The following is a 12,833-nucleotide window of genomic DNA, read 5'->3' as shown; positions in this document are numbered from 1 at the left end:
CGTCAGCCGTCCGGATCGGTCTCGGCGAGGATCGCGGTCACGCCGTCGAGCCCCTGACGGGTACCGACCACGACGACCACATCGCCGGCTTCGAACCGGAAGGTGGGATCGGGCGAGACGTTCACGGCGCCCTGACGCAGCACGGCCACGATCGACGCGCTGGTCCGGGTGCGTGCCTTGGTGTCCGCGAGCCGCCTGCCGACGTACTTCGACCCCGCCGGCATGGCGATCTGCTCGGTCAGCAGCCCGGCGGCCTGCTCGCGCAGCCCGGAGAGCTGACCCAGCATCAGCGACGCGCCGAGGATGTCGGCGAGCGCCTCCGCCTCGTCGTCGGTCAGGGGTATGTCATGTTGGCAGGAGTCGGGATCGTCCGGGTCGTATAGGACCAGGTCGCGGCGGCCATTGCGGTGGGAGACCACGCCGAGCCGGCGGCCGGACTCCGTCATCAGATCATGACGTACGCCGATCCCGGGCAGGGCGGTCTGTTCGACACGTACTCGCACGTCGGTGAGGCTACCGCTGCCACGCACGCACCGCGTCCGGGGCCGAACTGCAGACTGCACAATGCGGCTCGGGCGGCTCGTCTAGGTCCGTTCGGCCACGAACACGCCGACACCTTCGAGCGTCTCGGTGAGGCCGGTCGCGCGCAGGATCATCATCGCCTTGCCGACGACCGTGTCGGAGACGCCGTATTCCTTGCACAGTTGGGCGCGGCTCGGCAGCTTGGTGCCGGGTGGCCACTCTCCCGAATCGATCTTGCTCTTCAGTTCGTCTGCGAGCACTTGGTACTGCTGCTTGGGCATACACACTCCCCGGATGGCATGCCCATTCGACCATGCACCCACCTCCAACCTCAAGCAATTGTGGGTCGATCGTTGACCTACGACTGGTACCGATTGTAGGTTGCTGACGAACGCTCCCGGATGGCACCTGGAGCTTCCAGGGTCGGGGCGGGCATCCCCCGTGGCTCGTCCCGACCCCCGTCCTCGGCGAGAAGGGACAGTGTCGTGCGCAACATCCTGCGAATACGTCCGAAGCGGCGGAACGCGCGTCCGCCCGACTCCGCGCCGGGCGGCGCCTACCGCTCCGCGTCGTACCTTCCGCTCCGGCCCTGGCAGGTGCGGGGCCACAGTTTCAGGACGTGCCGGCGAGGGCTGGACCCCGCCGAGGTCGCCGCGTTCCTCGACCGCGTCGCCGGGGACCTCGCCGCCGCGTACGCCGAAGTCGCACGTAGCCGTGACGAGACGGCGCGGATCAAGGGCGCGTTGCGCGAGTGGCAGTCCCGTCAGGCTCCCTCGATGCGCGATCTGGCCGGGCGGCCGTGACCGGGCGGTACGTGATCCATCTGCCGGTGCGCGCGGCGGACCTGGCCCGGGCGAAGATGCTCGGTCGCACGGCCGGCGTTGCGTGCTGCGCGCCGACCACGAGACTCCCTGCCTCGCGCGTCTCCCGCGTCGCTGAGATCTTGGTACGAAACGGCCCCTGCAGGGGCCGTTTCGTACCAAGATCTCTCCGGCCGGACCGGAGGACGGTGACTCAGGTCACAGGGGTGGAGTTGAGCGGAATAGACTCAACTCTGGTTGTGTCATGTCCAGTGGACACGCCGATCCGGGGGAGCCCATGAACACGGAACGTCTCACCACCAAGAGCCGCGAAGCCATCACCGGTGCCGTCGCGCTGGCGAACCAGCGCGGTCACGCCACCGTGGAGCCCTGGCACCTGCTGCTGTCACTGCTGGACACCGAAGGCTCGACCGCCGCGGGCCTGCTGCGCGCCGTCGGGGCCGACCCCGCCGAGCTGCGCCGCGTCGCCCAGCGCTCGGTCGACGCGCTGCCCGCCGCCCGCGGGTCGAGCATCGCCGAGCCGACCCTCGCCCGCGAGTTCGTCAACGCCATCGGCGCCGCCGAGCAGATCGCGCGGCCGCTGGGCGACGAGTACACCTCCACCGAGCACCTGCTGGCCGGGCTGGCCCGGGTCGGCGGCGCGGTCTCGGTCGCGCTGAAGAACTCCGGCGCCACCGAGGAGAACCTGGTCGCCGCGTTCCCGACCGTTCGGGGCGGCGACCGCCGGGTCACCACCGCCGACCCGGAGCAGACCTACCAGGCCCTGGCCAAGTACGGCGTGGACCTCACCGCCAGCGCCCGCGACGGCAAGATCGACCCGGTGATCGGCCGGGACTCGGAGATCCGCCGGGTGATCCAGGTGCTGTCCCGGCGTACCAAGAACAACCCGGTGCTGATCGGCGAGCCGGGCGTCGGCAAGACCGCGATCGTGGAGGGCCTGGCCCAGCGGATCGTGGCCGGCGACGTGCCGGAGTCGCTGCGGGACAAGAAGCTCGTCTCGCTCGACCTCGGCGCGATGGTCGCCGGTGCGTCCTACCGCGGTCAGTTCGAGGAGCGGCTGAAGTCCGTGCTGGAGGAGATCAAGAACTCCGACGGCCAGGTCATCACGTTCCTGGACGAGCTGCACACCGTGGTCGGCGCCGGCAAGGGCGAGGGCTCGATGGACGCCGGCAACATGCTCAAGCCGATGCTGGCGCGCGGCGAGCTGCGGATGGTCGGCGCGACCACGCTCGACGAGTACCGCGAGCACATCGAGAAGGACCCGGCCCTGGAGCGCCGCTTCCAGCCGGTGCTGGTCGGCGAGCCGACCATCGAGGACACCATCGGCATCCTGCGCGGGCTCAAGGAGCGCTACGAGGTGCACCACGGCGTACGGATCACCGACGCCGCACTCGTGGCCGCCGCCTCGCTCTCCGACCGGTACATCACCGACCGGTTCCTGCCGGACAAGGCGATCGACCTGGTGGACGAGTCAGCGTCCCGGCTGCGCATGGAGATCGACTCGCGCCCGGTCGAGGTGGACGAGATCGAGCGGGCGGTACGCCGCCTGGAGATCGAGGAGATGGCGCTCGCAAAGGAGCCGGACGCCGCGTCCGCCGAGCGTCTGGAGCGGCTGCGCAAGGAGCTGGCCGACAAGCGCGAGCAGCTCACCGCGCTCTCCGAGCGCTGGCAGACCGAGAAGAGCCACATCACCAAGCTCTCCACCGCCAAGGAGGAGCTGGAGCGCCTCGGTGGCGAGGCCGAGCGGGCCGAGCGCGACGGCGAGCTGGAACGCGCCGCCGAACTGCGGTACGGCCGGATCCCCGCGCTGCGGACCGAGCTGAAGCAGGCCGAGGTGGAGCTGGCCCGGCTCCAGGCCGACGGCGCGATGCTCAAGGAGGAGGTCGGCGCGGACGACATCGCCGCAGTGGTCGCCTCCTGGACCGGCATCCCCGCCGGGCGGCTGCTCGAAGGCGAGACCGCCAAGCTGCTCCGGATGGAGGAAACGCTGCGCGGCCGCGTGGTCGGCCAGGCCGAGGCGGTGGGCGCAGTCTCCGACGCGGTACGCCGCGCCCGGGCCGGCGTCGCCGACCCGGACCGGCCGACCGGCAGCTTCCTGTTCCTCGGCCCGACCGGCGTCGGCAAGACCGAGCTCGCAAAGGCGCTCGCCGAGTTCCTCTTCGACGACGAGCGGGCCATGGTCCGCATCGACATGAGCGAGTACGGCGAGAAGCACTCGGTGGCCCGCCTGGTCGGCGCCCCGCCCGGGTACGTCGGCTACGAGGAGGGCGGCCAGCTCACCGAGGCGGTACGCCGCCGGCCGTACTCGGTGATCCTGCTGGACGAGGTGGAGAAGGCCCACCCGGACGTCTTCGACGTGCTGCTCCAGGTGCTCGACGACGGCCGGCTCACCGACGGTCAGGGCCGTACCGTGGACTTCCGCAACGCGATCCTGATCCTCACCTCGAACCTCGGTTCGTCGGTGATCAGCGACCTGACGCTCACCGAGAACGAGCGCCGGGAGGGTGTGCTCGCGGTGGTCCGGTCGCACTTCAAGCCGGAGTTCCTCAACCGGCTCGACGACATCGTGGTGTTCGCCGCGCTCCAGGGCGAGGACCTGCGGTCGATCGTGGACATCCAGCTCGACCGAATGCGCCGCCGGCTGGCCGACCGCCGGCTGGGCCTGGAGATCACCGACGCGGCCCGCACGTGGCTGGCCGAGCACGGGTACGACCCGATCTACGGTGCCCGCCCACTGCGCCGGCTGGTGCAGTCGGCGATCGGCGACCAGCTCGCGAAGGCGCTGCTGGCCGGTGACATCCGCGACGGCGACACGGTCCGCGTCGACCTGTCCGACTCCAAGGAGTCCCTGGCGGTGACCGCCGCCTGACCCGCACCACCCCCGCGAAGGCCCGGCCGTCCCGGCCGGGCCTTCGCCGTCCCCGGCCGTGCCGGCCCGCGTGCCGTGGGTGCTGCGTGCCGTGGGTGCTGTGCGTCGTGGGTGCTGTGCGCCGTGGTGTTAACAAGGGGCCCTTCCTCTACCGGAGGCGTTAAAAGGGGGCCCTTCCTTTCATGCGAACGGAGTGAGCGTGAGGGGTTGGTGGGGTGGGCACATAGTGGGGCATGAGCGGGAGCTGGGAACGGGAACTGGACGCGGCCGCGCGGGAACTCGACCGCGCGGACACCCTCGCGTTCGGCGGGGTGGGACTGGCGGGGCAGATCCTGCCCGCGACCGAGGCGTACCGGACGCTGGAACAGGGGCTGCGGGAGCACCCGGAGGCGGCCCGCAAGCGGGTCGACAGGTTGCTCCGCAAGGGTTCGCCGGCCGGCCGGGCGTACGCGGCGACGCTGCTGGAGGCGGTCGACCCGGCCGCCGGGCGGGACGCCTGGGCCGGGCTGCGCGGCGACGACGGCGAGTTCACCACGTTCTCCGGCTGCCTCATGGGCCGCGCCACGCTGGGCGAATACGCCGCCGACCGGCTCGCCGCCGCCGACAGTAGCTGAGCACACACTCAGCGAACAGGACTTCAGCAGGCGTGCGTGCGGTTGTTACCGTTCCCGCCGAGCACGTTGGGGGAGGCGGTCGTGAACGGTTCGTTGGCGTGGGTGCTGGCCACGCTGGGATGTCTGGTCGGGGTGGCCGGAGTGGTGATCGCGGTGATCGCGTGGCGGAAGTCCCAGTCCGCGTCCCGCCCGAAGACGAAGGCGGCGCCGGGTGACCCGTTCCGGGACCGGGACGCGGACGCCCTGCGCGGCGACCCGCGCGCGCTCAAGCCCGGCGACATCGTCGAGATCCGCACGGTGCCGTACACGGTCCGTGGCTCGGTGCACCTGGTCGAGGGCGGCTGGAGCTGGGCGGAGCACCTGCTCGACGATGCGGGCGGCGTGAAGCGCTGGCTCTCCGTCGAGGCCGACCCGGACCTGGAGATGGTGCTCTGGACCAGCGAGCCGGGGGCCACCGTGACGCCCGGCGCCCCGACGCTGGAGATCGCCGGCCGTCGCTACAACTGGGACGAGTCGGGCCAGGCCCGGTACACGGCCACCGAGGGCACCGGCCTCGACCCGAACGGCACCATGCGCTACTACGACTACCAGGCGCCCGGCGGCGCACGGCTGTCGTTCGAGGCGTACGGCGAGGCCGGCTGGGAGGTCAACCTCGGCGAGGAGCTGCGCCGCGCCGAGGTGATGATCTACCCGCAGGGTGGCCCGGACACGGTGCGCTGACGTGCTCGTCTGTCTGGACGCGCCGTACGTCGACACCAGCGCCGCCGATCTGAGCCTGGCCCTGGGCGGCCCGGAGCTGCCGGCGCTCGCCGTGCGCGACATCGACCTGCCCGGCCTGCCCCGGCTGCGGCTGCGCCTGCTGGGCGCCTCCCACCAGGTCGTGCTCGGCACGCTCACCGAGACGGTCGCCTGCCTGCCCGGCCGCCCGCCGCACCTGCCGGGCACGCTGCACGACGAGACGGCCGGCTACCGGTTCCTCGCCACAGTGCTCCGGCCGGAGGGCGACGGCCTGCGTACCCGGGTCGCGGCGCTGCGCGCCGAGCTGGCCGAGGACCCGTACGCGCTGATCGGCGTCTTCCCCGGCGACGAGGACGCGGTCACCGCGCTCTCCGTGCGGCCCGCCCCGCCGGACGGCGTGCTCGCCTGGCGCACCTGGCACGCCTACCCGCAGACCAACGAGCTGGTCCTGACCGAGACGGTGGTGGAGGAGCTGTGACGTACCGACGGTGGTTCGTGGTGGGCGTGGCGGTCGCCGTCATCGGCGCGCTCATCGCCGCCTTCACGATCTTCTACGGCAACTTCTCGCCGCGCGGCTACGTGGAGGACACCTTCTCCCGCGCCTCCGGGCGGGACATCGGCTCGAACGCGATCGCTTACACCTCGAACAAGGCGCCGAGCGACGTGTCCAAGCAGATCACCGACACCTGGAAGCCGGCCGACCAGTACGTCGACGGCAGCGGCGTGTACCTGCGCTACGACGACGACTCGGTGGTGATCCTCCCGCTCGCCGTCGGCTCGGTGATCCTGCTGGAGAAGATGACCACCGCCTACCCCCGGTACCACAGCGTCGTCGGCAACAGCTGGGGCTGGGGCCGAGGCAGCACGGTCCGGGGCGGCGGCCCCGGTTCCGGCAAGTAGCCCCTCCGACCCCCTCACCCTGGAGTCTCCTGTGCAGCATCTCGTCACCGACCTGCTGGTCACCCTCGCCTACGGCGCGGTCGGCGTCGTCCTGATGGCGATCGGCTACGTCCTGGTCGACCTGGCCACCCCCGGCAAGCTCCACGAGCTGATCTGGACCGAGCGCAACCGCAACGCGGCTCTGCTGCTCTCGTCCAACCTGCTCGGGGTCGGCACGATCGTGGTCGCCGCGATCGTGGCCAGCGACGACGACTTCACGCTGGGGCTGGTCGGGGCCGCCGCGTACGGCATCCTCGGTCTGGTGATCATGGCGGCGGCGTTCGTGCTGCTCGACGTGGCCACTCCGGGCAAGCTCGGTGAGCTGCTCGTCGACCCGGAGCCGCACCCGGCGGTGTGGGTCTCCGCCACCGTGCACCTCGCCACCGGTGCGATCATCGCGGCCGCGATCATCTGATGAGCGGAAAGCCCGCACAGCATTCGGCGGGGAAGGACAAGCGCACCCAGACGGTGATCTGGTCCGTGGTCGTGGGGATCGTGGTCGTCGTCTGCGCCATCGGCGCGTTCAGCGGCGACTCGGACACCTCCGTCCCCGCGCCGGCGGCCGACGAGCGGTCCGGCACCGTGCCGATCCTCCGGGCCGCCGCCGACAGCCAGGGCATCTGCTACGGCTGGGAACTGCTCGACGTGTACGACGAGGTGAGCGTCGGCTCCAACCTCGGCGACGGCACCACAGTCGTCGACGCTCCCGGCTGCACGCGCTGGATCGCGGTCTCCGCGAACGTCAGGTACACCTCGTCGAGCAGCGAGTCGGAGGACTCCGCCACGATCCGGATCAAGGGCTCGGACGACATCGAGTTCGCCGACCTCGCCGCGATCGAGACCCGCCTGAGCCGCTTCGGGCTGGACGAGGAGGCATTCGTCGACGACCCGGGCTGGGCCGTCACCCGGGCCGCCACGATCCTGCCGCTGCTCGCCGCCGAGCGCGGGCTCGCCGAGCCGGCCGCCACCCCCACCGCCGGGCCGTCGACCGCGGCCGCACCGCTGCCGGACGCCGGCAACGACTTCTGGCGGGACCGCTGGATCTACGTCCTCAGCTCGCTCGGTCTGTTCCTGCTCGCCGCGCTGTTCCTCGTCGTGGGCGTGCGCCAGCGCCGCAACCACCGGGGACGGGTGCCCGCGCAGCGCGCCGGGGCGGGAGCCGCCGGACGTACCCGGAGCAGACGGTGACAGCCGACGTGGCCGCACGGCCGCGGTGGCGCCTGGCCCGCGCGGCGGTCCTGCTCGCGGTCTTCGTGTGCGCGGCCTGCGGCCTGGTGTACGAGCTGGCGCTGGTCGCGCTCGGCAGCTACCTGATCGGCGACACGGTCGGCCAGGCGTCGATCGTGCTCGGCGTGATGGTCTTCGCGATGGGCGTCGGCGCGCTGGTGGCGAAGCCGTTGCAGTCCCGGGCGGTGGTCTCGTTCGCGGTGATCGAGCTGACGCTGGCGCTGCTCGGGGGCCTGTCGGTGCTCGGCCTCTACGCCGCGTTCGCCTGGCTCGACCTGTACGGTCCGGCGCTCGTCGGCACCGCGTTCGTGCTCGGACTGCTGATCGGCGCGGAGATCCCGCTGCTCATGGTGATGCTGCAACGCATCCGGGAGCAGTCGGCGGGCAGCGCGGTGGCCGACCTGTTCGCCGCCGACTACGTGGGCGCGCTGCTCGGCGGGCTGGCCTTCCCGTTCCTGCTGATCCCGGTCTTCGGCCAGCTCAAGGGCGCGCTCGTGGTGGGCGCGGTGAACGCGGTCGCCGGTGTGGTGCTCGTCTTCACCGTGTTCCGCGCCGAACTCGGCCGCCGGGCGCGGGCCGCGCTGGGCGCGGCCACCGTCGTGGTCGGCCTGCTTCTCGGGTACGCCTGGGTGACCGCCCACGACTTCGAGGTGACCACCCGCCAGCAGCTCTACCGCGACCCGGTGGTGCACGCCGAGCGCAGCCGCTACCAGGAGATCGTGCTGACCCGATCGGTGCGCGAGCCCGGCCACTCCGACACCGACCTGCGGCTGTTCCTCAACGGCGACCTCCAGTTCAGCTCGATCGACGAGTACCGCTACCACGAGGCGCTCGTGCATCCGGCGATGCGGGGGGCGCACGGTGACGTGCTGGTGCTCGGCGCCGGGGACGGGCTGGCCGCACGGGAGATCCTCAAGTACCCGGACGTGCGCTCGGTGACGCTCGTCGACCTCGACCCGGCAGTGGTCGAGCTGGCCCGCCGGGAGCCGCAGCTGCGCGAGCTGAACCGGGAGTCGCTCACCGACCCCCGGGTACGGGTGCTCAACCTGGACGCGTTCGCCTGGCTGCGTACCGCCACGGACCGCTTCGACGTGGTGATCGCCGACCTGCCCGATCCCGACGAGACGGCCACCGCGAAGCTCTACACGATCGAGTTCTACACGCTGATCCGGCCGGTGCTGGCCCCCGGCGGGCGGCTCGTCGTGCAGTCCGGGTCGCCCTACTTCGCACCCCGGTCGTACTGGTCGATCGAGCGGTCGGTGCGCGAGGCGGGCTTCGCCACAGTGCCGTACCACGTCGACGTGCCGAGCTTCGGCGACTGGGGGTTCGTGCTCGCCGCGCCGGGTGACGTCGCGCCGGAACTGGCGCTGCCGGACGATCCGCCGCCGCTGCGTTTCCTCACCCCGGCGGTGCTGGCCGCCGCCGGCACGTTCCCCGCCGACCGGGCCCGGATCGACGTACCGGCCTCCACCCTGTTGCGCCCGAGGGTGCTGGACTACGCCCGCGAGGAGTGGCGCGGCTACTAGGTTTCGGGACATGCCACCCGAATCGTCGTCGCGTCACCGACCGGGGATCGGCTGGCTGGTCCGCCGGCTGCCGACCCGGGCGGTCGAGGCGGCGTCCTACCTCCAGGCGTTCGTGCTCTCCGGCGTGGTCACCGTGCTGGCCGTGCGGGCGTACCTGAAGGCCACCGACTATCCACAGCTCGGCGGCGGCGGGCTGCACATCGCGCACGTCCTCTGGGGCGGCCTGCTGCTCGCCGTCGGCCTGGGCATCCCGCTCGTCTTCCTCGGCGGTGGCGCCCGCAGCGGCGGGGCGGTGATCGGCGGCGTCGGGTTCGGGTTGTTCATCGACGAGGTGGGCAAGTTCGTCACCACCGGCACCGACTACTTCTACGCCCCCGCCGCCGCCATCATCTATGTCGCGTTCGCGCTGCTGGTCCTGCTCATCCAGGCGGTACGCGGGCGCACCGGCCGGTCCCGGCTGACCCCGGCCGAGCGCACCGCGAACGCACTGGACATGGTGCTCAGCGGCCTGCCGGGCGGGCTGACCGACCGCCGCCGGATCGCCGTGCTGCGGCTCGTCCAGGGCACCGGACCGGCCACCGAGACGGCGGTGGCGCACCTGCTCGAAGCGGTGCCCCACCGGGAACCGCCGCCGGTGCCGCTCTGGCAGCGGGCGGCGGACCGGGCCCGGCGCCTCGCCGTCTGGGCGGCCGGACGCCGCTGGCTGGTCTGGCCGGTGGTGGTCTACCTGGTGGTGGAGCCGGTGCTCACGGTGGTGGCGGTGTTCCTCGACGGGGTGACCGGGAAACTGGACCAGGAACGGGAGTGGGGCGCGGTGCTCGGCGTCAGCGCCACCGCGTTGATCACCGCCGTGCTCGGTCTGTGGGCCGCCTGGCTGCTGCGCCGCAACCGGGCCGAGGCGTTCCGCCTGTTCAAGCTGGCGCTGCTCGTCGACCTGCTGTTCGGGCAGGTCTTCAACTTCACTGTGAACCAGTTCGGCGCGGTCTCCGCCGTCGCGCTCGATCTCGCGTTGCTCGGCGTGGTCACCGCCGAGCACCGCCGGTTGCGGCGCGCCGCCGAGAGGTAGAGCCGTTTCCGGCGTGCTGAGCTGGTGGAAGATCGCTACGGTGGGCATCTGATCCAGGAAGGGAGAATCATGGTCGATGCTCCGGGCACCCCGCCCCGCACGCGTCCCGGCGTGGTGACGCTCTCCAGTTGGCTGCTCATCCTCGTCGCCGCGATCCAGGTGCTGAACCTGATCGTGGCGCTGACCGTCGTCGGCAAGATCCGCGACGTTCTCACCGACGCGTACGCGGGCACCTCGGCCGAAGGGGCCGGCGACATCGCGTACGCGTTCAGCATCATCACGGCGGTCGTGTCGCTGCTGATCGCGGCCGGGCTCGTCGTCCTCGCGCTGCTGAACAACCGGGGCAAGAACGGCTCCCGGATCACCACCTGGGTGCTGGGCGGCATCCTGTTCTGCTGCACCGGCGGCGGGCTGCTGACCGGTCTCACCGGCGGCATGACGGGCGGCGGCAACACCACCGGTGACGTGCCCAGCTCGGAGGAGATCCAGCGCCGGCTGGAGGACGCGCTGCCGTCCTGGTACACCCCGGTCAACCTGCTGCTGGGTCTGGTCGCGCTGCTCGCCCTGCTGGCCGCGCTGATCCTGCTGGCGCTGCCGAAGGCGAACGAGTTCTTCCGCAAGCCCAAGGCCGGCTGGGAGCCGCCGGTGCCCGGTGGCGCCTACCCGGCGTACCCGTCGCACCCGGGCCAGTCCGGGGATCCGGCATACCCGTCGTACCCGCCGGCTCCCGGCACCCCGCCGTCGACGCCCGGCGGTCAGCCGCCGTCCGCGCCGGGTGGTCAGCCGCCGTCCGCGCCCGGTGGTCAGCCGGGTGAGCGCCGCGACCCGGAGCCGCCATCCGGAAGTTGACGTCCGGATTGCAGCGACGCCGACGATCCCTCCGAGTAGGTTGCAAGCCGACGCCTACCGGAGGGATCAGTCGTGTCGTACCCCGATCGGGCCGCACCCCGCCGGCCGGGCACGGTCCTCGCCGCGGCGGCGCTGCTGCTGGTGATGGCGGTGGGCGCCGTGGCGTACGCGGTGGTCAACCTGGCCGTCGGCGGCGGCACGGTGGACCGGTTCCGGGACGCGGCAGCCGAGCGGACCGGCGCCAGCGGCGGCGACGTCGACCAGGTGGCCGGTCTGCTGCGCGGCTCCACAGTGCTGGCCGCCGTGCTCGGCGTGCTCGCCGCGCTGCTGCTCGTCGGGCTCGCGCTCGGTCTGCTCGCCGGCCGGTCCGGTGCCCGCACGGCGACCTGGGTGGTCGCCGGCACGGGCCTGCTCTGCGGTTGCTGCGGGCTGGCGGTGCTGGTCGGCCAACGGGCCGCCCCGCTGCGGCTCGGCGCGGACGACCGGATCACCGCCGACCTGCTGGGGCTCGTCGGCGACGCGTACCCGTCGTGGTGGATCCCGGTGAACGCGACGCTGTCGGTGGCGCAGATCCTCGGCTATCTGGTGGTCGCCGCGCTGCTCACGCTGCCGTCGTCCGGCGCGTTCCTGCGCCGCCGTACCGCACCGCTGCGGCTGTCCGGCTACGGCTCGACAGTGTCCGGCGCGGCCGCCCCTGGGCCGACGCCCTGGGGGCCGCCACCCGGCCTGAACCCGCCCCCGTCCGTCCCGCCCGCGACGCCGCCGGGTGGGTTCCCGCCACCTCCCGAGGACAGCCGATGACCGGTGACACCCACCCCTCCCGGCGCCGCGCCCTGGTGACCGGCGCCAGCCTCGGCATCGGCGAGGCGTTCGCCCGCCGGCTGGCCGCGGACGGCTGGGACCTCGTCCTGGTGGCCCGGGACGCCGCCCGGCTCGACGCGCTGGCGGCCGAGCTGACCGGCCGGCACGGCGGTGACGCCGAGACGATCGCGGCCGATCTGTCCACCGAGGACGGCTGCGCGGCGGTCGAGCAGCGGCTGACCGCCGGTACGCCGATCGAGCTGCTCGTCAACAACGCCGGCATCAGTCTGAGCACGTCGTTCGTCCGCTCGTCGGTGGCGGACGAGGCGCGGCTGGTCCGGCTCAACGTGCTCGCCGTGCTGCGTCTGACCCACGCCGCCCTCGGTCCGATGATCGAGAGGGGCCACGGGGCAGTGATAAATGTCTCTTCCGTTGCCGGCTTCGGTGTCCCCATGCCGGGATCCACGTACTCGGCCAGCAAGGCGTGGGTGACGAATTTCAGTGAATCGATCGGCCAGTCCGTCGCACCGCTGGGTGTGCGCGTGATGGCGCTCTGTCCCGGCTACACGCGAACCGGAGTTCACGAACGCGCGGGCATCGACATGTCGCGCCTGCCCGCCTGGGCCTGGCTGCGAGCCGACGATGTGGTCGCCGAAGGGCTCCATGACCTGCGCAAAGGCAAGTCGGTGAGCGTGCCGGACTGGAAGTACAAGGTGGCGGTGGCCGGGCTGCGGCACGCGCCGAAGCGGCTGCTGCGCGGCTTCCGGCGGGACACCCGGGGTGCGGTCGGCCGGCAGCGCGGCTGACCGGCGGCAGCCCGTACGCGCACCGGCCCGGCGGCCGACCGGGATGGACGGTCGC

General features: G+C 72.2%; 15 protein-coding genes. 13 read left to right on the top strand and 2 right to left on the bottom strand.

Annotated elements, in window-relative coordinates; genetic code table 11:
• Window positions 1-2 precede the first annotated feature (2 nt).
• On the bottom strand, window positions 3-503 hold the full coding sequence (locus FHX31_RS29300; protein WP_013283371.1) for a cation:proton antiporter regulatory subunit: 501 nt from the start codon (window positions 501-503) through the stop codon (window positions 3-5).
• Window positions 504-584: 81 nt separating this feature from the next.
• Window positions 585-803, bottom strand: a complete 219-nt coding sequence (locus tag FHX31_RS29295) for a winged helix-turn-helix domain-containing protein (protein ID WP_013283372.1) — start codon at window positions 801-803, stop codon at window positions 585-587.
• A 204-nt stretch (window positions 804-1,007) separates the two neighbouring features.
• On the opposite strand from FHX31_RS29295, the gene FHX31_RS29290 reads away from it, so the two are divergent.
• The 13 genes from FHX31_RS29290 to FHX31_RS29230 all read left to right on the top strand — a co-directional run bounded on the left by FHX31_RS29290 (window position 1,008) and on the right by FHX31_RS29230 (window position 12,778).
• A complete protein-coding gene (locus FHX31_RS29290; protein ID WP_030269721.1) occupies window positions 1,008-1,325 on the top strand; it encodes a DivIVA domain-containing protein in 318 nt (105 codons plus the stop codon).
• Window positions 1,326-1,620: 295 nt separating this feature from the next.
• Complete coding sequence (clpB, locus tag FHX31_RS29285; protein WP_184977523.1) at window positions 1,621-4,212, top strand: ATP-dependent chaperone ClpB; 2,592 nt, start codon at window positions 1,621-1,623, stop codon at window positions 4,210-4,212.
• A 233-nt stretch (window positions 4,213-4,445) separates the two neighbouring features.
• Window positions 4,446-4,826, top strand: coding sequence for a hypothetical protein (locus FHX31_RS29280; RefSeq protein ID WP_114919221.1), 381 nt, complete (start codon window positions 4,446-4,448; stop codon window positions 4,824-4,826).
• An 81-nt stretch (window positions 4,827-4,907) separates the two neighbouring features.
• Window positions 4,908-5,546, top strand: coding sequence for a DUF4178 domain-containing protein (locus tag FHX31_RS29275; protein WP_047892089.1), 639 nt, complete (start codon window positions 4,908-4,910; stop codon window positions 5,544-5,546).
• Window position 5,547: 1 nt separating this feature from the next.
• A complete protein-coding gene (locus FHX31_RS29270; RefSeq protein WP_013283378.1) occupies window positions 5,548-6,042 on the top strand; it encodes a DUF2617 family protein in 495 nt (164 codons plus the stop codon).
• On the top strand, window positions 6,039-6,464 hold the full coding sequence (locus FHX31_RS29265) for a DUF4247 domain-containing protein (RefSeq protein WP_145755012.1): 426 nt from the start codon (window positions 6,039-6,041) through the stop codon (window positions 6,462-6,464). The genes FHX31_RS29270 and FHX31_RS29265 overlap by 4 nt, the downstream gene beginning before the upstream one ends.
• A gap of 31 nt (window positions 6,465-6,495) precedes the next feature.
• Window positions 6,496-6,918: a DUF350 domain-containing protein gene (locus FHX31_RS29260; protein ID WP_030269725.1), complete on the top strand. Its 423-nt coding sequence runs from the start codon at window positions 6,496-6,498 to the stop codon at window positions 6,916-6,918.
• Window positions 6,918-7,691 carry a hypothetical protein gene (locus tag FHX31_RS29255; RefSeq protein WP_071097235.1) on the top strand — a complete coding sequence of 258 codons (774 nt, stop codon included), beginning with the start codon at window positions 6,918-6,920 and terminating at the stop codon, window positions 7,689-7,691. The genes FHX31_RS29260 and FHX31_RS29255 overlap by 1 nt, the downstream gene beginning before the upstream one ends.
• Window positions 7,688-9,256 (top strand): polyamine aminopropyltransferase, encoded by a 1,569-nt coding sequence (locus FHX31_RS29250; RefSeq protein ID WP_123110248.1) that lies wholly within the window; start codon window positions 7,688-7,690, stop codon window positions 9,254-9,256. Before FHX31_RS29255 ends, FHX31_RS29250 begins: the two co-directional genes overlap by 4 nt.
• A gap of 67 nt (window positions 9,257-9,323) precedes the next feature.
• On the top strand, window positions 9,324-10,322 hold the full coding sequence (locus tag FHX31_RS29245) for a hypothetical protein (RefSeq protein WP_184977869.1): 999 nt from the start codon (window positions 9,324-9,326) through the stop codon (window positions 10,320-10,322).
• A 69-nt stretch (window positions 10,323-10,391) separates the two neighbouring features.
• Entirely contained in the window at window positions 10,392-11,171 is a 780-nt protein-coding gene (locus FHX31_RS29240) for a hypothetical protein (RefSeq protein WP_013283384.1), read from the top strand.
• A 72-nt stretch (window positions 11,172-11,243) separates the two neighbouring features.
• On the top strand, window positions 11,244-11,972 hold the full coding sequence (locus tag FHX31_RS29235) for a hypothetical protein (protein ID WP_184977522.1): 729 nt from the start codon (window positions 11,244-11,246) through the stop codon (window positions 11,970-11,972).
• Window positions 11,969-12,778 (top strand): SDR family NAD(P)-dependent oxidoreductase, encoded by an 810-nt coding sequence (locus FHX31_RS29230; protein ID WP_184977521.1) that lies wholly within the window; start codon window positions 11,969-11,971, stop codon window positions 12,776-12,778. Before FHX31_RS29235 ends, FHX31_RS29230 begins: the two co-directional genes overlap by 4 nt.
• Window positions 12,779-12,833: the final 55 nt, after the last annotated feature.

The organism is Micromonospora sp. CNZ286 (assembly GCF_014207755.1).
Note: the sequence above shows the minus strand (reverse complement) of the source record. Positions and strands in the feature narration are given on the sequence as shown.